Raw genomic sequence first — 25,962 nt, 5'->3', positions numbered from 1 at the left:
TATAAATTTTTAAAATGTGTTTCCACATGTTTAACTAGATTGTAACAAGAAGTGTGCCCCATGTCAAACCTCCACCGAATCCTGTCAGAAGAATTTTTTGACTTCCATCCATCTTGATTCGATGATTCTCGACACACTCCGATAATAGAATGGGGATACTAGCAGCACTAGTGTTCCCATATTCCATCATATTTGCTGGGATTTTCTCTCTAGAGACACCCAGTTTTTTTGACATCTTATCTAACATTCGGTCATTCGCCTGGTGTAAGAGAAAATAGTCAATCTCTTCTGCTTCCATAGAGGCGTCTGCTATCATTTTTTGAATACTTTTCGTGACATCACGAATGGCAAAATCAAAAACTGCCCTTCCGTCCATTGTCAGATATTTTCGATCAGAAACTTCATCTGAATAAGGAGAAGACAGACCCAGATAGCATGACTCAAGGCTAGCCCCTCGGCTACCATCCGTAAAAAGATTTTCAGCCAAAAACGATTTTTGATCGCTCGCTTCAAGCAAGACACCACCAGCCCCATCTCCAAAAAGGACTGAAGTGGAACGGTCTGACCAGTCTAATACTTTTGAAAGCGTCTCACTACCGATCACAATTCCTCGCCGGTACATACCTGAAGAAATGTATTTTTCAGCAGTGGCTAATGCAAATACAAATCCGCTACATGCTGCAGTCAGATCAAAGGCAAAAGCTCGAGAAGCTCCAATATTAGCTTGTACCCGGGCTGCAGTTGATGGCATTAAGCTGTCTGGAGTAATCGTAGCAACAACGATGAAATCAATTTCCTCAGCATCTAAGTTTGCTTTTGCTAATAATCTTTGTGCAACAATTGTTGCTAGATCACTTGTCGTCTCATCTTTTGAAATGTGACGCCGAAGGATACCTGTCCGACTACTGATCCATTCATCACTTGTATCCATGATCTCAGCCAAATCATCATTTGATACGACTTGGTCAGGTGCATAATGAGCAACTTGACTAATTTTAGCAAAGACCATTATTTAATTTCCTCCAAGAAACGATACAGATTTTGCAATCCTTTTTGCATCACTTTCTTCTCTTCGGGACTCATATCTCCAATAATCTGGTTGACCATCCGTTTATGGAATTGCTGATGAAGACGATAAAGTAGACGACCGTTCTTCGTTAAACTCAAGTGTACAACCCGGCGATCAACTTCCGATCTTCTTCTTTCGATATACCCTTTGCGCTCAAGATTATTCAAACTTGTCGTGACAGTCCCCAAAGTCACCATCAACTCCCGTGAAATATCACTCGGGGTTGCATTCGGTGTCGAACCAATCACATCGATCGTATGCATTTCTTTAATAGAAACATCTTTGAATCGACTTGCTCTTAGGCTCGACTCCTCAATAACCAAAACATTATTAAAGATGGATGTTAAATAGTCGTTAACTAATTGGTAATTCAAAACTCCACCTCCTAATTTTACTTTGATAGTCAAATTTTATCAAAAATGAAAATAATTTGCAAGCATTTTTTCACAAAACATAGAAAAATTACAAATTTATTTTCCTTTAAATTGTGGCCGACGTTTCTCAGAGTAGGCAATAACCCCTTCCTTGAAATCTTCTGTAAATGCTAGTTTCTTTTGCAAATCCAATTCAAGACCCGCATATTGGTCCCATTCTTTCAAGAATGCTTCCCAAACCATTTCTTTCATGGCAGCATAAGAATTTGAAGATCCTCTTCTTAATTTTTTAAGCAATTGCTCAACTGTTTTATCGAGTCTTTCAGATTCACAAACACGATAAGCTAGGCCATAATCAAATGCCTTTTCAGCAGTCAAGGCTTCACCCGTCATTACTAAATGAGTAGCCCGAGACATGCCAATGGCTTTTCCTAACAAGAATAACCCACCCGCATCCGGTGCTAAACCAACCCCAACAAAGGCTTGGATAAATTTAGTACGATCACTAATAATACAAAAATCAACAGCTACTGCAATGTTAGCAGCTGCTCCAGCAACCGCTCCATCTGCCACCATAATAACCGGTTTTGGCAATTGCTTGATTTTCTTTGAAATCGTATTAACTAATTCGGCAATTAAAACAAGAGACTCGATGTCATCCGCATCGACTGCGCGTTTCATTTCGCTCAAATCTCCACCAACTGAAAAGATTTTCCCTTCTGCTGATAGAATAATGAATTTTACTTCCTCATTTTTTTCTGCATCTTCCAGGGCAGCTAAAATTTCCTGACACATTGGAATGTTAAAACCATTGGATACTTCAGGACGATTTAAAGAGATTGTCGCGAGGTCGTTTTCGACAGAATACAAAATTGTTTCAAACATCACTGACTCCTTTTGTTTAAATATAAAATATTTTGATATTAAAACTTTTGAATTATAACATATCATACCACAAAAAAGTAAAATAGTAAAATATATCTATAAGATGTAACAAAATTGTAAAATTTGAATAATTACAATTTCTCTCCTCTACAGAATCAATTATTTTATGCCCTATCTGTAAATACATTGTATCAATAACTGAACTTTGGTATAATGTATTAATGAAACTATTAAGGAGAAAATATGAAAGTAACTAAATTCGGTGGAAGTTCTCTAGCATCAGCTTCTCAATTAAAAAAAGTACTTGATATCATTAAAGATGATCCAGAAAGAAGATTTGTAGTTGTATCAGCTCCAGGCAAACGCAACGCTGAAGATACAAAAGTAACAGACGCTCTGATCCGGTATTATAAAGAATTTACTTCAGATAAGGATGTCACACAAACACAACAGTGGATTATTGAACGTTATCGTGCCATTACAGAAGAATTGGGTCTCAAAGAGTCTATTATTCAGGAAATTGCTGAAGATATCTATGATTTAACAAATTTACCTAAAAAAGGGAATCCATTCACATACGATGCATTCCTAGCAGCAGGCGAAAATAACAATGCTAAACTCATTGCTGCCTATTTCAATCAAAATGGATTAGAAGCAAGATATATCCATCCAAAAGAAGCAGGAATTACGGTCACAGCTGAACCTTCCAACGCTCGTATTTTACCATCTAGTTACGATAAAATTGAAGAACTAAAAGATTCAAGTGAAGTGATTGTCATTCCAGGATTCTTTGGTGTTACTCAAGATGGCGACATTTGTACATTTTCTCGTGGAGGATCTGATATTACAGGATCGATTATTGCAGCAGGTGTAAAAGCAGACTTATACGAAAACTTTACAGACGTAAATGGTATTTTTGCAGCACATCCAGGTATCATTAAACACCCACATTCTATTCCTGAATTAACCTACAAAGAAATGCGTGAATTAGCCTATGCTGGTTTTTCAGTCTTGCATGATGAAGCTCTCGTTCCAGCTTACAGAGGTAAAATTCCATTAGTCATTAAAAATACTAATAATCCAGACCACCCTGGAACCCGCATCGTTTTGGAACATTCAAATGATCATGTGACTGTTGTAGGGATTGCAGGTGATTCAGGATTCGTTAGTATTAACACTACAAAATACCTAATGAACCGAGAAGTCGGTTTCGGTCGAAAAGTCCTTCAAATTTTAGAAGATCTCAATATCAGTTGGGAACATATGCCAACAGGAATTGATGACTTGTCTATCATTTTGCGTTCACGTGAACTGACTCCGATCAAAGAACAAGAAATTCTGAAACAATTAACACAAAAGCTCGAAGTTGACACAGCCGAAATTGAACATGATCTTTCCATCATCATGATTGTTGGTGAGAAAATGAAGAGTCAGGTAGGGGTTACCGCCACTGCAGCCAAAGCACTATCAGAAAATGAAGTAAATATTCAAATGATCTCTCAAGGTTCTAGTGAAGTTTCCATTATGTTCGTTGTAAGTAAAGATCAAGAAGAAAAAGCAATTAAAGCCTTATATCAAGCATTTTTCCCAAATAACTAAATAGAGAAAAGCTCCGTTAACTAAACGGAGCTTTAATTAACATTAAAATGAAAAGTAAAAAAAAGAGATCAATTTGTACTGACCCCAAAAAGTTAGACAATGAATTTACACAAAGGATTTAGTTCTGTATTGCACAGGACTGAGTCCTTTTAGTTTGACCTTAATTCGTTTATTGTTGTAATAATCAATGTAGTCTACAATAGCTTGTTCTAATTGCTCAAGTGACTGAAACGTCTTCTCATACCCATAAAACATTTCGAACTTAAGAATGCCAAAGAAGGATTCCATCATGCCGTTGTCTGGGCTGTTACCCTTACGTGACATGGACGGTTGAATTCCTTTATCCTCTAAAAAACGATGATAATACTGGTGTTGATACTGCCATCCTTGATCACTATGGAGAATTGTATTTGTGTAATGATTCTCAGTAAAGGCCTGGTCTAACATAGCTTTCACTTGTTCTAAATTTGGCGACGTCGAAAGATTATAAGCGACGATTTCACTGTTAAAACCATCTAATACTGGTGATAAGTAGAGTTTTTGAGTGCTTGCTGGAATGGCAAATTCTGTCACATCTGTGTAGCACTTTTCCATTGGTTTTGAAGCTTCAAACTGGCGTTGAATAAGGTTGTCGGCTTTCTTACCAATATCTCCTTTGTGAGAAGAATACTTTCGCTTCTGCCGGATTCTAGCTTGTAAATTGAGGACATTCATCAACCGCTGAACCCTCTTATGATTGACCAAAAAGCCACGATTTCTTAATTCTAAATGTATCCGACGATAACCATAATTTCCCTTGTGTTCAGTAAAAATAGATTGGATTTCAGCTTTAAGCCCTTGATCCTTATCTGGTTTGTCTAGCTGTTTCAAATGATAATAGTAGGTCGAACGAGCGAGTTTAACGGCCTTTAGAAGAATATCTAACGAAAACTCAGTGATTAATTCTTGAACAATTTCTGTCTTTCTTCTTTCTCTTTTTCCTCCTTCAATCGGAGTTCTCTCAACTTTTTTAGAACAGCATTCTCCGCTCTCAGGTATTCATTTTCTGCTTGAAGACGCTCTAACTCAGTCATCTCTTCAGGTTTCTTCTTTGGCTTACGTCCCATTTTAGGTATCCTTCCTCTTGTTTTCTCAACAATAGTATACCCATTTTTCTTGTATTGTGCCAGCCAATTTGGAAGCATTCCTTGGTTTGGGAGAGCATAATCAAGGCTTACACTTCTTTGTGAACGACCTTCAAGTAAGACTTTATCAATGATTTCTCGTTTTAGTTCAGGAGAATAGTAACAATTCTTTCCTTTTTTTACGATTTCTATTCCATAACGATCAATCAATTTAATCATGTACTGAAGATTAGAAATCTTTATCCCAAATTGATTTGAAAGTCGCCTAAAACTCTCTCCTTGCTTTCTTGATTCATATATTTGAACTTTATCTTCAAAAGTTAATTTCATAATAAAAGCACCCCAAAAATTAGATTTTTCTGTCTAACTTTTAGGGTGCAGTTCAATTACTTGATCTCTTTTTTTTTATACTCCGCCAGTAGGACTCGAACCTACGACATCATGATTAACAGTCATGCGCTACTACCAACTGAGCTATGGCGGAATCAAGCTAAGCGACTACCTTATCTCACAGGGGGCAACCCCCAACTACTTCCGGCGTTCTAGGGCTTAACTGCTGTGTTCGGCATGGGTACAGGTGTATCTCCTAGGCTATCGTCACTTAACTCTGAATGATTAAACATTCAAAATTGAACATCTATATTCTAACAAGTTAAACTCACGTTGTCAATATCTTCTGACTCTTTGGATAAGTCCTCGAGCTATTAGTATTAGTCCGCTCCATTGCTCACACAACTTCCACTCCTAACCTATCTACCTGATCTTCTCTCAGGGCTCTTACTGATATAAAATCATGGGAAATCTCATCTTGAGGTGGGTTTCACACTTAGATGCTTTCAGCGTTTATCCCTTCCCTACATAGCTACCCAGCGATGCCTCTGGCGAGACAACTGGTACACCAGCGGTAAGTCCACTCTGGTCCTCTCGTACTAGGAGCAGATCCTCTCAAATTTCCTACGCCCGCGACGGATAGGGACCGAACTGTCTCACGACGTTCTGAACCCAGCTCGCGTGCCGCTTTAATGGGCGAACAGCCCAACCCTTGGGACCGACTACAGCCCCAGGATGCGACGAGCCGACATCGAGGTGCCAAACCTCCCCGTCGATGTGAACTCTTGGGGGAGATAAGCCTGTTATCCCCAGGGTAGCTTTTATCCGTTGAGCGATGGCCCTTCCATACGGAACCACCGGATCACTAAGCCCGACTTTCGTCCCTGCTCGAGTTGTAGCTCTCGCAGTCAAGCTCCCTTATACCTTTACACTCTGCGAATGATTTCCAACCATTCTGAGGGAACCTTTGGGCGCCTCCGTTACCTTTTAGGAGGCGACCGCCCCAGTCAAACTGCCCGTCAGACACTGTCTCCGTAGATGATTAACCTACCGGGTTAGAGTGGCCATAACACAAGGGTAGTATCCCAACAACGCCTCCATCGAAACTGGCGTCCCGATCTCAATGGCTCCTACCTATCCTGTACATGTGGCACAGACACTCAATATCAAACTGCAGTAAAGCTCCATGGGGTCTTTCCGTCCTGTCGCGGGTAACCTGCATCTTCACAGGTACTAAAATTTCACCGAGTCTCTCGTTGAGACAGTGCCCAAATCATTACGCCTTTCGTGCGGGTCGGAACTTACCCGACAAGGAATTTCGCTACCTTAGGACCGTTATAGTTACGGCCGCCGTTTACTGGGGCTTCAATTCATACCTTCGCTTACGCTAAGCACTCCTCTTAACCTTCCAGCACCGGGCAGGCGTCACCCCCTATACATCATCTTACGATTTAGCAGAGAGCTGTGTTTTTGATAAACAGTTGCTTGGGCCTATTCACTGCGGCTGACTGAAAGCCAGCACCCCTTCTCCCGAAGTTACGGGGTCATTTTGCCGAGTTCCTTAACGAGAGTTCTCTCGCTCACCTGAGGCTACTCGCCTCGACTACCTGTGTCGGTTTGCGGTACGGGTAGAGTATGTTTAAACGCTAGAAGCTTTTCTTGGCAGTGTGACGTCACTAACTTCGCTACTAAACTTCGCTCCCCATCACAGCTCAATGTTATAGAATTAAGCATTTAACTCAATTCACACCTCACTGCTTAGACGTGCACTTCCAGTCGCACGCTTTAGTTAGCCTACTGCGTCCCTCCTTCACTACATACTCTAGTACAGGAATATCAACCTGTTGTCCATCGGATACACCTTTCGGTCTCTCCTTAGGTCCCGACTAACCCAGGGCGGACGAGCCTTCCCCTGGAAACCTTAGTCTTACGGTGGACAGGATTCTCACCTGTCTTTCGCTACTCATACCGGCATTCTCACTTCTATGCGTTCCAGCGCTCCTCACGGTACACCTTCACCACACATAGAACGCTCTCCTACCATACCTATAAAGGTATCCACAGCTTCGGTAAATTGTTTTAGCCCCGGTACATTTTCGGCGCAGGGTCACTCGACTAGTGAGCTATTACGCACTCTTTGAATGAATAGCTGCTTCTAAGCTAACATCCTAGTTGTCTGTGCAACCCCACATCCTTTTCCACTTAACAATTATTTTGGGACCTTAGCTGGTGGTCTGGGCTGTTTCCCTTTCGACTACGGATCTTAGCACTCGCAGTCTGACTGCCGACCATAATTCATTGGCATTCGGAGTTTATCTGAGATTGGTAATCCGGGATGGACCCCTCACCCAAACAGTGCTCTACCTCCAAGAATCTTAATGTCGACGCTAGCCCTAAAGCTATTTCGGAGAGAACCAGCTATCTCCAAGTTCGTTTGGAATTTCTCCGCTACCCACAAGTCATCCAAGCACTTTTCAACGTGCCCTGGTTCGGTCCTCCAGTGAGTTTTACCTCACCTTCAACCTGCTCATGGGTAGGTCACATGGTTTCGGGTCTACGACATAATACTAAGACGCCCTATTCAGACTCGGTTTCCCTACGGCTCCGTCTCTTCAACTTAACCTCGCATCATATCGTAACTCGCCGGTTCATTCTACAAAAGGCACGCTCTCACCCATTAACGGGCTCGAACTTGTTGTAGGCACACGGTTTCAGGTTCTATTTCACTCCCCTCCCGGGGTGCTTTTCACCTTTCCCTCACGGTACTGGTTCACTATCGGTCACTAGAGAGTATTTAGGGTTGGGAGATGGTCCTCCCAGATTCCGACGGGATTTCTCGTGTCCCGCCGTACTCAGGATACTGCTAGGTATAAAGACTATTTCGAATACGAGGCTCTTACTCTCTTTGGCTGACCTTCCCATGTCATTCTTCTATAATCTTTAAGTCCATATTGCAGTCCTACAACCCCGAAGAGTAAACTCTTCGGTTTGCCCTCCTGCCGTTTCGCTCGCCGCTACTCAGGCAATCGCTTTTGCTTTCTCTTCCTGCAGCTACTTAGATGTTTCAGTTCACTGCGTCTTCCTCTACCTATCCTTAACAGATAGGAGTACTAGCCATCAGCTAGTGGGTTCCCCCATTCGGACATCTCTGGATCGTCGCTTACTTACAGCTCCCCAAAGCATTTCGTCGTTTGTCACGTCCTTCTTCGGCTTCTAGTGCCAAGGCATCCACCGTGCGCCCTTATTAACTTAACCTTATTTTTGGTCTTGCGACCTAAACTCTTTAAATATTTACAGCGTTTCGGTTTATTTTCTTGTTACTATTTGATATAGATATTCAATTTTCAATGTTCAATCTTAACACCCTTACAGTGTTAATGGAGCCTAGCGGGATCGAACCGCTGACCTCCTGCGTGCAAAGCAGGCGCTCTCCCAGCTGAGCTAAGGCCCCACAAGACCTCTCAAAACTAAACAAGACCAACGTACAGGTTTCCATTTCCTTAGAAAGGAGGTGATCCAGCCGCACCTTCCGATACGGCTACCTTGTTACGACTTCACCCCAATCATCTATCCCACCTTAGGCGGCTGGCTCCTTACGGTTACCTCACCGACTTCGGGTGTTACAAACTCTCGTGGTGTGACGGGCGGTGTGTACAAGGCCCGGGAACGTATTCACCGCGGCGTGCTGATCCGCGATTACTAGCGATTCCGACTTCATGTAGGCGAGTTGCAGCCTACAATCCGAACTGAGACTGGCTTTAAGAGATTAGCTTGCCGTCACCGACTCGCGACTCGTTGTACCAGCCATTGTAGCACGTGTGTAGCCCAGGTCATAAGGGGCATGATGATTTGACGTCATCCCCACCTTCCTCCGGTTTATTACCGGCAGTCTCGCTAGAGTGCCCAACTCAATGATGGCAACTAACAATAGGGGTTGCGCTCGTTGCGGGACTTAACCCAACATCTCACGACACGAGCTGACGACAACCATGCACCACCTGTCACCTCTGTCCCGAAGGAAAACTCTATCTCTAGAGCGGTCAGAGGGATGTCAAGACCTGGTAAGGTTCTTCGCGTTGCTTCGAATTAAACCACATGCTCCACCGCTTGTGCGGGCCCCCGTCAATTCCTTTGAGTTTCAACCTTGCGGTCGTACTCCCCAGGCGGAGTGCTTAATGCGTTAGCTGCGGCACTGAGTCCCGGAAAGGACCCAACACCTAGCACTCATCGTTTACGGCGTGGACTACCAGGGTATCTAATCCTGTTTGCTCCCCACGCTTTCGAGCCTCAGCGTCAGTTACAGACCAGAGAGCCGCTTTCGCCACCGGTGTTCCTCCATATATCTACGCATTTCACCGCTACACATGGAATTCCACTCTCCCCTTCTGCACTCAAGTTAAACAGTTTCCAAAGCGTACTATGGTTAAGCCACAGCCTTTAACTTCAGACTTATCTAACCGCCTGCGCTCGCTTTACGCCCAATAAATCCGGATAACGCTCGGGACCTACGTATTACCGCGGCTGCTGGCACGTAGTTAGCCGTCCCTTTCTGGTAAGTTACCGTCACAGTGTGAACTTTCCACTCTCACACTCGTTCTTCTCTTACAACAGAGCTTTACGATCCGAAAACCTTCTTCACTCACGCGGCGTTGCTCGGTCAGGGTTGCCCCCATTGCCGAAGATTCCCTACTGCTGCCTCCCGTAGGAGTCTGGGCCGTGTCTCAGTCCCAGTGTGGCCGATCACCCTCTCAGGTCGGCTATGTATCGTCGCCTTGGTGAGCCGTTACCTCACCAACTAGCTAATACAACGCAGGTCCATCTCTTAGTGATGCATTTGCACCTTTCAAATCAATATCATGCGATATCGACTTTTATGCGGTATTAGCTATCGTTTCCAATAGTTATCCCCCGCTAAGAGGCAGGTTACCTACGCGTTACTCACCCGTTCGCAACTCATCCGCTCGGTGCAAGCACCAAGCTTCAGCGTTCTACTTGCATGTATTAGGCACGCCGCCAGCGTTCATCCTGAGCCAGGATCAAACTCTCATTAAAATAATTGTTTGTCTTAAACTCATTCTGTCACTGACAGATTTATTGTTTTTTTATTGTTCAGTTACTACAACCTTAGTTATAGCGCCCTGCACATTGGTTCGTCTTGTTCAGTTTTCAAAGGTCTTTGTCGCTCTCGCGCGACAACTATATTAGTATATCATGACCTGCCCTTACTGTCAACACTTTTTTCCAAAAAATTTTATTTTTTTGAAAGTTTTTTTGAAATAAAAAAATAGAGAGGGAATCCTCTCTATTTATATTCTTGTCTGTATTTGTTTTCTTCAGCTTTGTTAGCCCATACATAATGACCTGGTTTAATTTCAACCATTTGTGGTTTATCTTCAGAGTAATCATGTTGTTCTGGATCGTAGATTTTTAGAACTTTTTTACGTTCTAGAATTGGATCTGGAATTGGGACCGCTGAAAGCAGGGATTGGGTGTATGGATGGATTGGGTGGTTAAATAGCTCTTCAGTTTCTGCTACTTCTACAATAACCCCTTTATAGATAACTGCAATACGGTCAGAAATGAAGCGCACAACTGACAAGTCATGGGCGATAAAGAGGTAGGTCAAGCCTAATTCTCTTTGGAATTTTTTCAAAAGGTTCAAGACCTGCGCACGTACTGAAACGTCAAGGGCTGAGATTGGTTCATCCGCAATGACAAATTCCGGTTCCATGACAAGTGCACGGGCAATACCGATCCGTTGACGTTGACCACCTGAGAATTCGTGAGGATAACGTGTCAAATGTTCTGCTAGAAGCCCAACTTCATGCATAATATTTTTTACTTTTTCCTGACGTTCTTCTTCGCTGTTAAACAAATGGTGGTTGATCAAACCTTCAGAGATAATATAATCAACTGTTGCACGTTCATTCAAACTTGCTGCTGGGTCTTGGAAGATCATTTGAATTTTACGGATCAACTCTGATTTTTCACTATGAGAGTTTTTTCCGTTGATCTTGCGACCGTCATAAATAATTTCTCCAGCACTTGTATCATTCAAACCGATGATAGCACGTCCAATTGTTGTCTTCCCACTTCCTGATTCACCAACAAGAGAGAAAGTTTCTCCCTTATTAATGAAGAAATTGGCATTCTTTACAGCAACGAATTTTTTACTTCCTTCACCGAAGGAAATTTCTAAATCTTTAATTTCAACTAATTTTTCAGTCATTTCCTTCCTCCTATTCTGTAATGTGGGTGAAGCCCATTTTTGAGCCAATCTTTTCGTGAAGGTTTTCGATTACTTCTGGTTTATGAACTGTTGGTGCATCTGGATGGAGCAACCATGTCTTAGCCCAGTGAGTATCGGTCACTTTGAAAGCAGGTGCCTCTTCTTCAAAATCAATCTGCATCGCATAATCTGAACGAAGTGCGAAGGCATCTCCTTTGATTGGGGCATACAATGATGGCGGAGTCCCTGGAATAGAGTATAGATCACCATCTGAGGTTGACAATTGAGGCAAGCTTGAAAGCAAGCTCCATGTGTATGGATGTTTTGGATCGTAGAAAATTTCTTCTACTTTACCAAACTCAACAATTTCTCCAGCATACATAACGGCTACTTTATCTGCAATACTTGCAACCACACCTAAGTCGTGGGTGATAAAGATAACTGTAAATTGGTATTCTTTTTGAAGGGATTTCAACAAATCAATGATTTGCGCTTGAATGGTTACGTCAAGGGCTGTTGTTGGTTCATCACAGATCAAGATATCTGGACGGCAGGCCAAGGCGATGGCAATAACGATCCGTTGACGCATCCCACCTGAATATTGGAATGGATACTCATCAAAACGACGTTCAGCATCTGGAATTCCAACTTTCTCCATATAGTCCAAAGCCATTTCTTTGGCTTCTTTAGCTGTTTTCCCTTGGTGTTTGATAATGACTTCTGTAATTTGTGAACCAATTGTGTTGATTGGGTCCAAACTTGTCATTGGGTCTTGGAAAATTGTAGCGATCTTAGATCCACGAATATTTTCCCAATCTTTATTCGATTTCAAATCTGTCAATTCTTGACCACGGTATTTAATCGAACCTTGGGCAATACGGCCGTTATCTTCTAACATTCCGGTGAACGTTTTTGTCAAAACTGATTTCCCTGAACCTGACTCACCAACTAAGGCAAGAACTTCACCTTCTTCTAGCTCAAGCGATACGCCACGAATAGCTGTCAATACGCGATCGCGCACGTCAAATTCCACTACGATATCTTGAGCAGATAAAATAATATTGTTATTTGATGTCATATCTACTCCTCCTATCTATGTGTACGTGGGTCGCTGGCATCGGCCAAGTTTTGTCCGACGATAAAGAATGACAAGGATACTAAAATCAAAACAGTAAGCGGAATCCAGAATAGGTAGGCATTTGTAGTTACGTTTTGAGAATAGTCAGAAATCAAGCGTCCCAAACTTGGAACTGTGATTGGAAGACCAAGTCCGAAGAAGGAAAGGAAAGCTTCGTAAGAAATAAAGCTTGGAAGTAACTGTGATGTTTGTGTCACGATAACAGATACCAATTGAGGCAAAATATTTTTCGTAACAATTTTCAAAGTTGGTGTTCCTAATGTTCGGCTGGCAAGGTTGTACTCCAAATCACGGTAACGCATGATTTGGACACGAATGGTATAGGCAATTCCGATCCATCCAGTTAAGGACATGGCAAGAATCAAGTTCCAGAAACCAGATCCCATTGAGTAAGTCAAGACGATAACGATCAACATAAACGGAATGTTTGAAATAACGTTATAAACTTCCATCATGATACGGTCGATGGATTTTGAGATCCCCCAAATTCCACCAACGATAACTCCGACAACCACGTTAATAACAGTGGCGATGAAGGAAATGATAATTGAATTCCGAGCACCAAACCAAACTCCATCAAAGAGGGATTTACCGTTATTATCTGTACCAAAGAAAGCTTTGGCACTTGGTGGATTCAAACGTGCTGAAAAGTCATTTACCTTACTTACGTCGTTGTAATCAAAATTTGAAAACATCGGGTAGACAAAACTCATCAAGAGAATCCCAATCAAAATAGCAAGCATAATGATAGTGGTTCTTTTTTTCAAGAATTGTCTGAATACAGATTTCCAGTATGAATACGCTGGAGCATCGATTACTTCAGAGGCAAAGTCATCACGTTTTACAAACTGAAATTTATTTTTATCGATTGTAGCCATTATTTGCCTCCTTTCGTATTCGTTAATTTAATCCGTGGATCAAGCACTGTCATCAAGATATCACCTAACATGGCAGCAAAGATACCAAGTGATGTGAAGATGAAGACAAGTCCGATGACCATGGTGTTGTTTGATGCTTTAATAGAGTCAATCAACATTTTACCCATACCTGGGAAAGCGAAGACTGTTTCAGTCAACGTCGCACCTGAGATAACTCCAATGATAGCCCCTGGAATTCCAGAAACTAGTGGAACCATCGCATTTTTGAAGATGTGTTTTCTTGAGATCTCACGTTCTGACAATCCTTTTGAACGAGCAAAACGGACGAAATCCTGAGAGTGAATATCGATCATATAACGACGAATCCAAACGGCGATAAATGGCGCACTCAATAAACCAAGAATCAGAGACGGCAATACATATGAACGCCAGTCCTGTGCTCCAAGTACTGGGAATGAGTCTGGAAGTCCAAAGAATGAACCTGCTAGACGCACGATATAGACAAGGGCAATGGTTGGGAGAGACATCATAAATGTCAAGGCCGCAGTAGAGATGCTATCAAACCATGAGTTCTTGAAAAGAGCCATATAAGATCCTAGTGGGATCGCAATCAAGTAGGCAATCGCAATACCAATCAAACCAATGATTGAAGAAGATGCAATCATGGATGGATTCTCATAGTTGCTCAACGTTGCTGTATAGGCATCCCCTTTACCAAATCGACTGATATCTTGTGAGTCTGCCTTACTTGGTGATTTGTAGGTACGTGAGTAGATATCGATGGAAGATGTCTTTTTACCTGTTGGGAAGTTCACTTCACTCTTCTTAGTCGTTCCTTGTCCTTGGGTAATAACTTGAAGAACAGGGGTATTTGAATAAGTTGGATATGAATTTCCAAGGTTTAAGGTCACAAAGTTTTGGTGTACATATGGGAACTGACCATTAAAGTACAAGAGGTATTTGTGTTTCGTACCAGAACCCACTACAGACCACCCAATAGATGGATCATTTTCAATACGGATATAGCGTTTAAGATTTGGATTCGAGGCATCTTTCACCCAACCTGGATGATCAAATTGAATCAAATTCGCATAGAAGCTAATAACACGTTCAAAAACCGGAATTTCACGCACCGCATAGAAAGACTTACTTTCTGGGAAACGTTTCAACTGCCAACCATGACCTAATTTTTCAATATATTTTTTGTAGATCTTTTCATTGGCATTTGTCGCATCAACCGTTACGGAAGAATCTTCTTTACTTGCTTTTTGTTGCAAGCTCTTTGAATCCATGTATTCCAAATAACCCATGCGATCATAGACTGTATTTTCGTAGTTGATCTTCGAATCTTTTGTCTTCGCTACTTTATTGTAGTTGGGGTCATTCTTAAAGATGAGATTTCTCGGTGTTAGCGTATAGATAATCATGTAGGTTAATGTCGTGACGAGAAAGATCGACACTAACGAACGCAAAATACGCATAAAAACATATTTTTTCATATTTCATTCCTTTAATGTCCAAAAGAACTTTCTCCCCTAGAAGAGAAAGTTCTAATGAAAAGCAATAATTTAATTATTTAACGTGTTTTTCAAGATCTTGTTGAGCTTTTTTGTTTGACTCAACTTTTTCTTTTTGCCATTTCTTAAGAGCTTCATCGTATTGTTTCTTAGTAACAGGTTCATCTTGAACTTCTACATATTTGAAGTATGCTGATCCTTTGTTACCAGCTTGAGCTGAAGCACCAGAGAATGGTACCACTTTAGAGATAACAGTTGCTGCTCCTGATGATGACATTGTAGGTACTACAATTGCGCTATCTGTCAACCAAGCTTGAGCTGCTGCATATTTTTCATAACGTTTCACAACATCTTGTGTTTCGTTGTTTGCATCGTCAAGAAGTTTTGCAAACTCATCCAAACCTACAGCTTTAGCTGATGGGTTATCTACACCACCTGCAAAACCAAGGTAAACTTTTGTTTGGTCTTCAGAAGATGGTTGAAGCGTATCAAGGTAAGTTGATGGATCTTGATAGTCTGGGTTCCAACCGACCATACCTTGAAGATCCCAATCTGCATCTGCAGCTGATGGAACATTCAATGTGATGTTCAACACTTCGTCTTGGTCCATCATTTGAAGGTCAACAACTACGTTGTCTTTACCAAGAGTTTCTTCTACCGTTTGTTTCAATGATTGCATACGTGTAACTATACTTGTTGCATTTTGAATAACAGGAACGTCAATATGAATTGGGAATTGAACGCCGTCTTTTTGAAGTTCAGCTTTGGCTTTTTCAAGTTGTGCTTTCGCTTTATCTTTGTTGTAAAGACCATCTTGACCATCTTCAAGGTTGATACCCTTCCATTGGTCTCCATAAGTAGTCAACTTATCTGCAACTACATTTCCGAAGTCTTTTCCGTCTACTTGTACGAATGCAGGTGCAACATATGTATTACGGATAGCTGGTTTAGCAAATTCTTTACCATTGACTTGTGCTGAGTAGTTTTCACGGTTCAAGGCAAAAGTGATGGCTTGACGGAAATCTTTGTTCAAGATTGCTTTCTTAGTAGAAGATTTTTCAGCATCTGATTTCTTTGCAGTGTGTTTGTAAGATTGACGATCGATGTTGAAACCAAGGATTGCTACACCTGAACCAGCTGGTGTGTTATAGATATTGTCCTTGTATTTTTTCTCTACTGTTGCAAAGTTTGAGCTTGATGGGAAAAGACGAGCAGCTGTATAAGCTCCATCAGAGAAACCACGTGCCAATGAATCTTGGTCTGATCCATCGTAATAAGTAAGTTTTACTTCCTTGACGTGAACGTTTTTCTTATCCCAGTAGTTGTCATTCTTTTCAAATACAACAGATGATTTTGATGTAATAGATTTAAGAAGGAAAGGTCCGTTTGCAAGGACTGATTTCACATCGTTTGGTTGACCAAAATCATCTCCCTTACTCTTCAAGAAATCTGTGCTAATTGGAAACAAGATTCCGTTTGTTGTTTTAGAGTTCCAGAAGGTTTCAGGTTTGTTCAATGTATATTGAAGTGTGTAATCATCAACCGCTTTGACACCAACTTGGCTGAAGTCTGTAGTTTTTCCTTGCACATAATCATCCAAGCCTTTGATTGAGCCTTGAACTAGTGGAAGTTCTTCTGATTTTTTATCAGCAGCGTGTTTCAAACCAGTCACGAAGTCTTTGGCAGTCACTTCACCGCGTTCTTCACCATCTGCATCGTACCATTTAACACCCTTACGAATCTTGTAGGTATAAGTCAAACCGTCTTTTGAAACAGACCAATCTTCCGCAAGTGATGGCACAAGATTTCCATACTTGTCATTTTCCATCAAACCGTCTACGATGTTTGTAGTGAGATCTTGAGTGGCAGATTTAGAAGACACAGTATAGTCCAAAGTTGTTGGGTCAGTAGTGTAGACATAACCATAGTTTTTGTCTTCGCCTGAGCTTGCTTTGCTAGTATTTGAACTAGAACATGCAGCTAACAATCCAGCTGCAAGGAGTGTTACTCCGGCAACTGCGAATACTTTACCTTTTTTCATAGGAATTCTCCAATAGTTTTTTTAGATTTGTTTAAGATTATATCACAAGTAGAAAAAAAAGTAAACTAAATTTTCTGAATATTCGTTTTATCACTATTCAAAAACCTTGCTATGACTGACTTTTTAGCCTAATTGATGATTTTACAATTTTCCATTAATCATTTGTATGATACAATATAGAGGACTAAGCAACGAGGAAACAACTGTGAAAAAATTCTTTCTTTCTTTTTTAACCTTCATCCTGCTGTTATGCAGTTTACCTTATCAAGTCGTTCTGGCAGATGAGCTAGAACTTCCTGCTCAAAGTGCTATTGCTGTTGAAGCTGATACAGGTAAAATTTTATATGAAAAGGATTCAGAGAAAAAGCGAGATGTGGGGGGTCTATCTACACTCTTGACCACTTATCTGATTTTCGAAGCTATTCATGAAAAAAAACTTTCTCTAAAAGATCCTATCAAATTGTCTGAGAAAGCTCTGGCTTTAAATGATATCGAAGGTGCTGGTACTCTTCCTATGGAAGCGAACCAATATACGGTTGAACAGTTATTGACTGCTCTTTTAGTTGGAAATTCTAGTACTGCTGCCTTGGCCTTAGCTGAGAAAGTGGGGGGCTCCGAAAAAAGCTTCGTTGAAAAAATGAAGCAAAAACTTTCTGAATGGGGCATTCAATCTCCTCATTTAATTAATGCTACCGGATTAAATACTCAAACCATTAGCGGAGATCCTGACGGGAAAGGAGACGAAAATCAATTGAGTGCTTATGATATTGCTGTCATTGCCAAGCACTTACTCCAGGATTTTCCTGAAGTGACCAAATATACTTCAAAACCCACTGCTCTTTTTTCAAACACGCAGATTGAAAACCCCAACCTGATGCTAGAAGGCATGCCGAATTACCGTTCGGGAGTCGACGGCCTTCGGGTCAGCAACTCTACCAAAGGTGGTATCACATTTGCTGCTTCAACGACGCAAAATGGCATCCACATGATCACGGTTGTCCTAGGAGTGGAGGCAGTTGACGGTGATCCATATGCACGTTTTGTGGCTACTTCTTCTCTGATGAACTACGTGGTACGGACCTTTGTTTCTTCCATTGTCGTAAAAGAAGGAGATCCCTACGGAAAAAGTAAGGCAACTATCATGGATGGGAAGTCAGAGACTGTTTTAGCTGTTGCAAAAAAAGACTTCTATATCGTCGAAAAACAAGGTAGTCAAGCAGAACCAAAAATTCAATTCAAGAGTGACCAAGAATCATTCCGAGCACCTGTCAAATCAGGCACAAATCTTGGAAAAATACACTACACTGATCCAGATAAAATCGGACGTGGCTACTTAGAAGATCAAGAGCCAACGGTCGATATGGTAGCAGGAAGAACCATTGAGAAAAGCTTCTTCTTAAAGGTTTGGTGGAATGAATTCGTTCGTTATGTCAACGAAAAGCTATAAGCAAAAAAATCACAATGGAGTCAAATCCATTGTGATTTTATTTTGCTATTAAAACGAATTATCCTACAGATCCTTCCATTTCGTAGCTAATGAGTCGGTTTAACTCAACGGCGTATTCCATTGGAAGTTCTTTTGTAAAGGGCTCTACAAATCCCATGACAATCATTTCTGTCGCTTCTGATTCAGACAAACCACGACTCATCAAATAATACAGTTGTTCTTCTGAGATTTTTGAAACCTTAGCTTCGTGCTCCAAAGCAACTTGTGAGTTGTGGATTTCATTAAATGGAATGGTATCTGATGCAGATAAATCATCCATGATAATGGTGTCACACTCAATGTGAGAAACTGATTTCTTGGAATTTTTGTTAAAGGTAACTTGTCCACGGTAGTCTACCTTTCCGCCACCTTTCGCGATGGATTTCGACACGATAGACGAGCTAGTGTGAGGGGCATTGTGGATCATCTTGGCACCTGTATCTTGGTGTTGACCTGCATTCGCAAAGGCAATGGACAACATGGTCCCACGCGCTCCTTCTCCATCCAGATAAACAGATGGATACTTCATGGTTGTCTTGGCTCCTAAGTTCCCATCGATCCACTCAACTGTGGCATCTTTTTGAGCTTTGGCCCGCTTGGTGACCAAGTTGTAGACATTGTCTGACCAGTTTTGGATGGTCGTGTAACGCATATAAGCACCATCTAAGGCAAAGATCTCAACAATCGCGGCATGGAGGCTATTGCTTGAATAGGTCGGTGCTGTACAGCCTTCTACATAGTGAACACTTGCTCCCTCATCCACGATAATCAAGGTACGCTCAAACTGACCTGTATTTTCATTGTTGATACGGAAGTAAGTTTGAAGGGGAACGTCTACTTTTACGCCTTTTGGCACATAAATGAAGGTTCCACCAGACCAGACTGCTGAGTTGAGGGCAGCCAATTTGTTATCCGTTGGTGGTACCAACTTCGCAAAATACTGTTTGAAAAGATCTGGATATTCTTTTAGGGCAGAATCCGTATCGGTAAAGATAATCCCCAACTTTTCAAACTCTTCTTTCATATTGTGGTAAACCACTTCTGATTCATACTGAGCAGAAGCCCCTGCTAAGTAAGCACGTTCTGCTTCAGGAATCCCAATACGCTCAAAGGTTTCCTTGATTTTCTCTGGAACTTCGTCCCATGAACGGGCAGGTTTATCCGAAGGTTTTTGATAATAGATCAAATCATCAAAGTCAATCTCTGATAGATCGGCTCCCCAGGTTTGCATGGGCATCTTTTGGAAGGTTTCAAAAGATTTCAAACGGAATTCGAGCATCCATTCTGGTTCATTTTTTGCTGCAGACAATTCACGAATAACCGCTTCATTCAATCCCTTCCCGGTAGAGAGAATGGGTTGAACGTCATCGTGAAATCCAAATTTATATTCACCGAGATCAATTGGTTTCGGTTCGACTCTTTCTTCAGCCATAATTTCCTTTCTTTCTCTGTTTCTTCTTTTAATTATTTGCTACGTTCGATCGCTTTTTTGAGAGCATTCCAGGAGAGGGTTGCACATTTAATCCGTTGTGGGAATTTTGAGACTCCAGATAAGAAGGCTGCATCTCCCAACTCCTCTTGCCGAGGATCTGACTGGCCTTGGACCATTTCTGAAAAGACCTGTGCCAATTCTTCAACTTCCTCTTTTGTTTTTCCCATTACAGCATCTGTCATCATACTAGCTGAAGCTGTTGAGATCGTACAGCCTGAATTAACAAAGGCAATATCTTCCACCCTGTCATTCTCATCAAATTTCACACTTAACTGGATCACATCTCCACAAGTTGGATTGTTGAGTTGGATCTGATCAACATCTTCAATCTGCCCTTGGTGATGGGGGTGTTTTGAATGGTCAGCTACGACCGCCATGTACAGCGAATCTAATTTAGAAAGTGCCATTGAAAAACTCCTTTGCTTTGATCAATGCCTCAATTAATTTATCACAGTCCGCTTTGGTGTTGTAGATATAAAAACTTGCTCTCGTTGTCGCTGGGACTTGTAGGTATTGAAGGAGCGGTTGTGCACAGTGGTGACCTGCACGAACGGCAACCCCTTCATAATCTAGTGCTGTTGCTAAGTCATGCGGATGGAGATCCCCTAGATTAAAAGAAATGACGCCAGAACGTTGGGCTAAGTCTTGGGAACCATAGATAGTCAAGCCTTCGATAGCCTGTAATTTTGGAAACACATAGGCAATCAGTTCTTGCTCATGCGCTTCTACCTGGTCCATACCCAGCTCTTCTAAGTAATCGATTGCTGCACCAAGACCAATTGCGCCCGCCATATTAGGTGTTCCAGCTTCAAATTTCCAAGGCAATTCCTTCCAAGATGCAGATTGTTCGTAAACAAAGTCAATCATCTCGCCCCCAAACTCGATCGGAGACATTTGCTCTAAGATTTCTTCCTTCCCATAGAGGACACCAATCCCTGTTGGTGCAGCCATCTTGTGGCCAGAAAAAGCAAAGAAATCCGCATCTAAGTCTTGTACATCAATGGCCATATGAGGGGTTGATTGAGCCCCATCTACGACCATGATCGCTCCAACTTCATGAGCTAATCGAGCAATTTCCTTGATCGGATTGACCACCCCTAAGACATTCGAAGCATGGGTGATGGAGACAAATTTTGTCTTCTCACTAAGCTTGCTCTTTAAGTCCTGCATATCCAGTAAGCCATCTTTTAGATAGACATAGACCAGTTTTGCTCCTGTCTTCTTGCAGGCTTGCTGCCAAGGAATGATGTTGGAGTGATGTTCCATGATGGAAATCAGGACTTCATCCCCTTCCTTTAAGACTTCTTCTGCATAGCGGGCTACCCAGTTGAGTCCAGTCGTTGTCCCTCTTGTAAAGAGCACCTCCTTGGTTGATGAAGCGTTGATAAATTTTCTGACTTTCTCACGCGCCGCCTCATAAGCAGCTGTCGCTCGTTCAGCCAAGGTATGGACTCCACGGTGGACATTGGCGTTATCTTGCAAATAATAGTGATTAACTGCTTCAAGAACACGTTTAGGTTTTTGCGTCGTCGCTGCATTATCTAGATAAACCAAAGGCTCATCGTGGACTAGTTGATCGAGAATGGGAAAATCTTGAGCAATCGTATTTTTATCTAGCATTGTTTCTCCTTAGCGTTGAGATAACTTTTCTTCGATGGTAGCAATCATTTCATCACGTACTTCTTTAACTGGGATTTCAACAATAACAGATCCCAAGAAACCACGCACCACTAAGCGTTCTGCTGTGTGTTGATCCAGACCACGACTCATGAGGTAATACATATCTTCTGGGTCCACTTGACCGATCGATGCAGCATGGCCTGCTGTGACGTCATTTTCATCAATCAAGAGGATTGGGTTGGCATCTGAACGTGCTTGATCCGATAACATCAAGACACGGCTTTCTTGCTGGGCATCTGCTCCTTTAGCCCCCTTGATAATATGACCAATTCCGTTGAAGGTCAAGGTTCCTTTTTCAAGAATAACCCCGTGTTGCAAGATATTTCCGATCGAGTTGCAACCAAAGTTGGTCACGCGGGTGTCAATTCCTTGTACCTGACGACCGCTTGATAAGGCAACGACTTTCAAATCTGCATGACTTCCGTTTCCAACCAAGTCACTGTCAAAATCTGCAACCACGTTACCTTCGTTCATAACACCGATAGCCCAATCAATGCTGGCATCCTGACCTAGTTTTCCACGTCGACTGATGTAGGCTGTGACATTTTCACCCAGGCGGTCAATCGCCGCAAATTTCACTTGGGCACCTGAGCGGGCGATCACCTCAACCGTCACATTAGCAGTTGCTGTTGCTGAGCCATTACCTTTTGATTCTAGGCGTTCCAAATAGCTGAACTTACTGTTTTTGCCTGCGATAATCAAAATGTGCTTATTAAAAGGTACATCACTGTCGCTATCCTGGTAGAAAATGCCTTCGATTGGTTCTGAAATTTCAACATTATCTGGAATATAAAGGACAGCCCCACTATTAAAATAAGCTGTGTGGTAAGCTGCTAGTTTATCATCGTCGTATTTGACTGAAGACATGAAGCAGTCTTCTACCACCTGCGGAATTTCTTCTAGGGCAGTATGGAAATCTGTGAAAAGGACTCCTTGGTCTGCCAAGGCTTGTGGCACCTGTTCAAATACAGTTTGAGTTCCAACTTGGACCAATTTTAAGTTTGAATCGAGGGCTGTAAAATCAGGAACATTGGCAGAAGCCTCGCTTTCTGTGATCGTCCCATCTCCAAGATTCCAGCGGTGGAATTTGACGCGTTCAATGGCCGGCAATTCCAACTGATCGATCTTGTCAAAAGCTTTTTTTCGTAAATCCTGCAGCCAGCTTGGCTCAGCATGCAGTTCCGAAAAGAGGGTAATATTTTCAATACTCATTTTTTTCTCCTAATAAAGATACTATCTGTTTGATTTTATGACAACATTAGTTCACTTGTCATCAGGTTATAGTTCTTCTTTATAGTCGTAACCGAGTTCTTCTGCAAGTTGGGCATAGCCTTCACGTTCCAAGCGTGCAGCCAATTCTGGCCCACCTGAAAGCACGACACGGCCTTCCATCATCACATGAACGACGTCAGGAGTAATATAGTTCAACAAACGTTGGTAGTGGGTGATGATCATAGCTCCAAAACCTTCACCCCGCATTGCATTAACCCCTTTAGATACGACCTTAAGAGCATCGATATCCAAACCAGAGTCAATTTCATCCAAAAGGGCAAATGTTGGTTCCAACATCAACAATTGAAGGATTTCATTGCGTTTTTTCTCACCACCAGAGAAGCCTTCGTTCAAATAGCGTTCTGCCATTTCTTCTTTCATGTTGAGCAGTTCCATCTTTTCATCCAATTTTTTGATAAAATCACGAATAGAGATCTTCTCGTCTTCTTCTTTACCAGCATTCATGGCTGCACGTAAAAATTCTGCATTCGTAATTCCTGGGATTTCTGAAGGGTATTGCATGGCAAGGAACAAGCCCATCCGTGCACGTTCGTCTACTTCCAATTCCAAGATGTTGACACCATCAAACAGAATCTCCCCTTTAGTTACTTCATAGTTTGGGTTTCCCATAATGGCAGCTGACAGAGTAGATTTCCCTGTTCCGTTTGGTCCCATGATGGCTGCGATCTCACCAGTTTTTAGGGTCAGGTTTACACCTTTTAAAATTTCTTTGCCTTCAATTTCAACGTGAAGGTCTTTAATTTCTAATGTCGACATTGCATTCCCTTTCTTTTTACTTTGAAGTCTAGAAGGTTCTCAAAGCATCGATTCCTTCATCACAAAGTATTTTTTTACCTTTCAAGTATATCAAAAAAAAGCCTAAATGGCTTTTCTTTTGATTAGAACTATTCTTATTTAGTTTTTTCTTTTCGTTTTTGACGAACTTCCTCCCGATAGGAAGAATTCCCTATATAGCGCAGAACATTTAACAAAGGACTATGATGTGGCCCTAAAACCCCAATCAATTCTGCTAACAACTCTACTCCAAACAAGAGCCCGATCACAAGTAGGACGCCCCCAATGCGACTCGAGATGTTGAGCAAGAGAGAAATCAAGGAGAAAATCATCGAGATTCCATAGATCACCAATACAGTTCCCCGATGTGTCAAGCCCAGAGACAGAAGTCGGTGGTGCAAGTGATTGCGATCCGGTTTATAGAATTTTTGACCAGACAGGGTCCGACGGATAATGGCTAAAAAGGTATCTGTAATCGGTACACCAAGGATAATCATTGGGGTGACTACTGCAACAGCTGTCGCATTTTTCAAACCTTGCAAGGACAAAACAGAAATCATGAATCCGATAAACAAGGCACCGGTGTCTCCCAAATAGAGAATGGCCGGATGGTAGTTAAAGGGAAAGAAACCAGCGATGGACGCAACCAATACAAAGATCGTCATGGTCAGAAAGAGATTGGGTACTGGTAGAAAGAAATAGGATACAATCCCCATTGTCACTAGGGAAATAATAGAGACCCCACTCACCAAGCCATCTAATCCATCAATCAGATTGACCGCATTGGTAATAGCAACAATCCAAATCACTGTCAAAAGATAAGAAAGCCACGGTTCAAAATGAAGTAAGGGACCACCGAATGGAATCTTGAAATCATTCAGCCGAAAATCTGTCAAAAACCAGACCAGGCTCGCTGCCAGCAGGATGCCGATCATCTTTTTCTTGGCAGACAACTCTTTTACATCATCGATCAAGCCTGTGAGAGCGATAATCCATCCTGCGCCCACGACCGGCAAGGTATAAGATAGGTAACTTTTGATTGGTGCGGTAGTGGATGTCAGCATAGGAATAAAGATGAGAGTCGCAATTGAAAAAGCAATCACAATAGACAGTCCACCCGCGCTTGGCATGGGCTTGGTATTGATCCGACGCGCATTCGGATAATCTACGGCATCAATCTTAAAGGAGAACAAGCGAACCAAGGGCGTCAATACCAAGGCAATCATAAAAGTTCCAATCAGCACCAGAACAAATTGCAAGGAAAAAGACATCATAAGCTAGCAACTTTCTTCAAATTCTCAATCGCACCAGACACCATTAGTAAGTGACCATGTTCCTGCAGAACAGCTCGTGTCACTTCTGAATCATCCGCATACTCCCGAATGATGGCAAGTAACCAGGTTGGATATTGATTTGGTTGATCCTCTGTATCGATCAAGACGGTTAAATAATAATCAGATCCCATTTTGTATAATTCAGAGGTATCCACTGGAAAGCTGACCGTTTTTGAAAAGGCAACTGCTTGCTGGATATTTGAAAAACGCAAAATGTAATAAATATACTGACTTACTGGTGCTTCAGATGTAGGATCTTGTTCTTGATTGTCCCGCAACTCTTCTTGTTCCAAATGGTGAATGGCTTCTGCATCCCCTTTTGTCTTATCAGAGATTGTTTTTTCCAGGGTTTTGATAAATTCATCTGGCGTCATGCGCGACAACTCTTCCATATCAGGAAGATCTGACAAATCCTCAAAATCCAATTGTTGGTCAATTTTTGATTTGGTAACAAAAACATCCAATTTGTCTGGTTTTGGTGTCACACGAAAACTCAGCATCCCGCTATCCAGGAAGCTTTCTGGCATTTCGAGTTCATCCAAAATAGCGTAGAAAAATTCTTCTGTTTTTTCTTGTGGGACAAGGAAATCAGCAATTTCCATTCCACGTTCTTCTAAGTCTTCTAGTTGGATCGTGATCTTAATTGTTGAATCACTAATTTGCTTCATCTTCATAGCATAACCTCATACTTCTAGTCTTACTATTATACTAAAAAATTG

At 41.8% G+C, this 25,962-nt stretch carries 18 protein-coding genes, 2 tRNA genes and 3 rRNA genes; 2 read left to right on the top strand and 21 right to left on the bottom strand.

What is annotated here, in order from left to right; translation table 11 throughout:
* Positions 1-34: 34 nt before the first annotated feature.
* The 3 genes from RIN70_RS02430 to fabM form a co-directional block, all read right to left on the bottom strand.
* A complete protein-coding gene (locus RIN70_RS02430) occupies positions 35-1,009 on the bottom strand; it encodes a beta-ketoacyl-ACP synthase III (RefSeq protein WP_070594433.1) in 975 nt (324 codons plus the stop codon).
* Complete coding sequence (gene fabT / locus RIN70_RS02425; RefSeq protein ID WP_003003993.1) at positions 1,009-1,443, bottom strand: fatty acid biosynthesis transcriptional regulator FabT; 435 nt, start codon at positions 1,441-1,443, stop codon at positions 1,009-1,011. The genes RIN70_RS02430 and fabT overlap by 1 nt, the downstream gene beginning before the upstream one ends.
* A gap of 96 nt (positions 1,444-1,539) precedes the next feature.
* The gene (fabM, locus tag RIN70_RS02420; protein WP_037608326.1) at positions 1,540-2,331 is read right to left on the bottom strand and encodes a trans-2-decenoyl-ACP isomerase; all 792 of its coding nucleotides are present in this window, start codon (positions 2,329-2,331) and stop codon (positions 1,540-1,542) included.
* Positions 2,332-2,571: 240 nt separating this feature from the next.
* Here fabM and RIN70_RS02415 point away from each other — a divergent pair, with 240 nt between their 5' ends.
* Entirely contained in the window at positions 2,572-3,927 is a 1,356-nt protein-coding gene (locus RIN70_RS02415) for an aspartate kinase (protein ID WP_049485576.1), read from the top strand.
* Between the two features lie 105 nt (positions 3,928-4,032).
* On the opposite strand, the gene RIN70_RS02410 is transcribed toward RIN70_RS02415, so the two are convergent.
* From RIN70_RS02410 to RIN70_RS02360, 11 genes are all read right to left on the bottom strand, one after another.
* Positions 4,033-5,381, bottom strand: a protein-coding gene (locus tag RIN70_RS02410) for an IS3 family transposase (protein WP_313790657.1) whose coding sequence is annotated in 2 segments (ribosomal slippage) — positions 4,033-4,940 and positions 4,940-5,381 — 1,350 coding nt in all. Because the reading frame shifts where the segments join, the coding sequence is not laid out codon by codon here.
* Between the two features lie 80 nt (positions 5,382-5,461).
* Positions 5,462-5,535 (bottom strand) — tRNA-Asn (locus tag RIN70_RS02405).
* Positions 5,536-5,540: 5 nt separating this feature from the next.
* A 5S ribosomal RNA gene (gene rrf / locus RIN70_RS02400) occupies positions 5,541-5,656 on the bottom strand.
* Between the two features lie 79 nt (positions 5,657-5,735).
* Positions 5,736-8,636: ribosomal RNA gene (locus RIN70_RS02395) — 23S ribosomal RNA — on the bottom strand.
* A 123-nt stretch (positions 8,637-8,759) separates the two neighbouring features.
* A tRNA-Ala gene (locus RIN70_RS02390) sits at positions 8,760-8,832 on the bottom strand.
* 53 nt (positions 8,833-8,885) lie between these two features.
* A 16S ribosomal RNA gene (locus tag RIN70_RS02385) occupies positions 8,886-10,433 on the bottom strand.
* Together the 16S, 23S and 5S rRNA genes with 2 tRNA genes alongside form the textbook arrangement of a ribosomal RNA operon.
* 250 nt (positions 10,434-10,683) lie before the next feature.
* The gene (locus tag RIN70_RS02380; protein WP_003010296.1) at positions 10,684-11,610 is read right to left on the bottom strand and encodes an ATP-binding cassette domain-containing protein; all 927 of its coding nucleotides are present in this window, start codon (positions 11,608-11,610) and stop codon (positions 10,684-10,686) included.
* Positions 11,611-11,620: 10 nt separating this feature from the next.
* Positions 11,621-12,688 carry an ABC transporter ATP-binding protein gene (locus tag RIN70_RS02375; protein ID WP_003010293.1) on the bottom strand — a complete coding sequence of 356 codons (1,068 nt, stop codon included), beginning with the start codon at positions 12,686-12,688 and terminating at the stop codon, positions 11,621-11,623.
* An 11-nt stretch (positions 12,689-12,699) separates the two neighbouring features.
* Positions 12,700-13,626, bottom strand: coding sequence for an oligopeptide ABC transporter permease OppC (oppC, locus tag RIN70_RS02370; protein ID WP_003010290.1), 927 nt, complete (start codon positions 13,624-13,626; stop codon positions 12,700-12,702).
* Positions 13,626-15,125 (bottom strand): ABC transporter permease, encoded by a 1,500-nt coding sequence (locus tag RIN70_RS02365; RefSeq protein WP_118095846.1) that lies wholly within the window; start codon positions 15,123-15,125, stop codon positions 13,626-13,628. The genes oppC and RIN70_RS02365 overlap by 1 nt, the downstream gene beginning before the upstream one ends.
* Positions 15,126-15,198: 73 nt before the next feature.
* Entirely contained in the window at positions 15,199-17,184 is a 1,986-nt protein-coding gene (locus RIN70_RS02360) for a peptide ABC transporter substrate-binding protein (protein ID WP_070595567.1), read from the bottom strand.
* A gap of 205 nt (positions 17,185-17,389) precedes the next feature.
* Here RIN70_RS02360 and RIN70_RS02355 point away from each other — a divergent pair, with 205 nt between their 5' ends.
* On the top strand, positions 17,390-18,631 hold the full coding sequence (locus RIN70_RS02355) for a serine hydrolase (protein WP_070674942.1): 1,242 nt from the start codon (positions 17,390-17,392) through the stop codon (positions 18,629-18,631).
* Between the two features lie 58 nt (positions 18,632-18,689).
* On the opposite strand, the gene sufB is transcribed toward RIN70_RS02355, so the two are convergent.
* The 7 genes from sufB to mecA form a co-directional block, all read right to left on the bottom strand.
* Positions 18,690-20,102, bottom strand: a complete 1,413-nt coding sequence (sufB, locus tag RIN70_RS02350) for a Fe-S cluster assembly protein SufB (protein ID WP_070674939.1) — start codon at positions 20,100-20,102, stop codon at positions 18,690-18,692.
* 32 nt (positions 20,103-20,134) lie between these two features.
* Positions 20,135-20,569, bottom strand: coding sequence for a Fe-S cluster assembly sulfur transfer protein SufU (sufU, locus tag RIN70_RS02345; RefSeq protein WP_003010276.1), 435 nt, complete (start codon positions 20,567-20,569; stop codon positions 20,135-20,137).
* On the bottom strand, positions 20,556-21,782 hold the full coding sequence (locus RIN70_RS02340; protein ID WP_070674936.1) for a cysteine desulfurase: 1,227 nt from the start codon (positions 21,780-21,782) through the stop codon (positions 20,556-20,558). The genes sufU and RIN70_RS02340 overlap by 14 nt, the downstream gene beginning before the upstream one ends.
* Before the next feature lie 9 nt (positions 21,783-21,791).
* Positions 21,792-23,054: a Fe-S cluster assembly protein SufD gene (sufD, locus tag RIN70_RS02335; protein WP_129824526.1), complete on the bottom strand. Its 1,263-nt coding sequence runs from the start codon at positions 23,052-23,054 to the stop codon at positions 21,792-21,794.
* A 66-nt stretch (positions 23,055-23,120) separates the two neighbouring features.
* A complete protein-coding gene (gene sufC, locus RIN70_RS02330) occupies positions 23,121-23,891 on the bottom strand; it encodes a Fe-S cluster assembly ATPase SufC (protein ID WP_003004238.1) in 771 nt (256 codons plus the stop codon).
* 134 nt (positions 23,892-24,025) lie between these two features.
* Positions 24,026-25,183: a glycosyltransferase family 4 protein gene (locus RIN70_RS02325; RefSeq protein ID WP_070595575.1), complete on the bottom strand. Its 1,158-nt coding sequence runs from the start codon at positions 25,181-25,183 to the stop codon at positions 24,026-24,028.
* On the bottom strand, positions 25,180-25,917 hold the full coding sequence (mecA, locus tag RIN70_RS02320) for an adaptor protein MecA (protein ID WP_003004768.1): 738 nt from the start codon (positions 25,915-25,917) through the stop codon (positions 25,180-25,182). Before mecA ends, RIN70_RS02325 begins: the two co-directional genes overlap by 4 nt.
* Positions 25,918-25,962: the final 45 nt, after the last annotated feature.

This window comes from Streptococcus parasanguinis (assembly GCF_032163505.1).
Taxonomy (GTDB): Bacteria; Bacillota; Bacilli; order Lactobacillales; family Streptococcaceae; genus Streptococcus; species Streptococcus parasanguinis_V.
The sequence above is the reverse complement of the archived record's forward strand: the minus strand, read 5'-3'. Positions and strand labels throughout refer to the sequence as shown.

What these genes read in the sequence shown, in the direction of transcription:
- RIN70_RS02430 (WP_070594433.1), bottom strand. Translation starts at nt 1,009, where the DNA reads ATGGTCTTTGCTAAAATTAGTCAAGTTGCTCATTATGCACCTGACCAA.
- RIN70_RS02415 (WP_049485576.1), top strand. Translation starts at nt 2,572, where the DNA reads ATGAAAGTAACTAAATTCGGTGGAAGTTCTCTAGCATCAGCTTCTCAA.
- RIN70_RS02380 (WP_003010296.1), bottom strand. Translation starts at nt 11,610, where the DNA reads ATGACTGAAAAATTAGTTGAAATTAAAGATTTAGAAATTTCCTTCGGT.
- RIN70_RS02375 (WP_003010293.1), bottom strand. Translation starts at nt 12,688, where the DNA reads ATGACATCAAATAACAATATTATTTTATCTGCTCAAGATATCGTAGTG.
- oppC (WP_003010290.1), bottom strand. Translation starts at nt 13,626, where the DNA reads ATGGCTACAATCGATAAAAATAAATTTCAGTTTGTAAAACGTGATGAC.
- RIN70_RS02365 (WP_118095846.1), bottom strand. Translation starts at nt 15,125, where the DNA reads ATGAAAAAATATGTTTTTATGCGTATTTTGCGTTCGTTAGTGTCGATC.
- RIN70_RS02360 (WP_070595567.1), bottom strand. Translation starts at nt 17,184, where the DNA reads ATGAAAAAAGGTAAAGTATTCGCAGTTGCCGGAGTAACACTCCTTGCA.
- sufB (WP_070674939.1), bottom strand. Translation starts at nt 20,102, where the DNA reads ATGGCTGAAGAAAGAGTCGAACCGAAACCAATTGATCTCGGTGAATAT.
- sufU (WP_003010276.1), bottom strand. Translation starts at nt 20,569, where the DNA reads ATGGCACTTTCTAAATTAGATTCGCTGTACATGGCGGTCGTAGCTGAC.
- RIN70_RS02340 (WP_070674936.1), bottom strand. Translation starts at nt 21,782, where the DNA reads ATGCTAGATAAAAATACGATTGCTCAAGATTTTCCCATTCTCGATCAA.
- sufD (WP_129824526.1), bottom strand. Translation starts at nt 23,054, where the DNA reads ATGAGTATTGAAAATATTACCCTCTTTTCGGAACTGCATGCTGAGCCA.
- sufC (WP_003004238.1), bottom strand. Translation starts at nt 23,891, where the DNA reads ATGTCGACATTAGAAATTAAAGACCTTCACGTTGAAATTGAAGGCAAA.
- RIN70_RS02325 (WP_070595575.1), bottom strand. Translation starts at nt 25,183, where the DNA reads ATGATGTCTTTTTCCTTGCAATTTGTTCTGGTGCTGATTGGAACTTTT.
- mecA (WP_003004768.1), bottom strand. Translation starts at nt 25,917, where the DNA reads ATGAAGATGAAGCAAATTAGTGATTCAACAATTAAGATCACGATCCAA.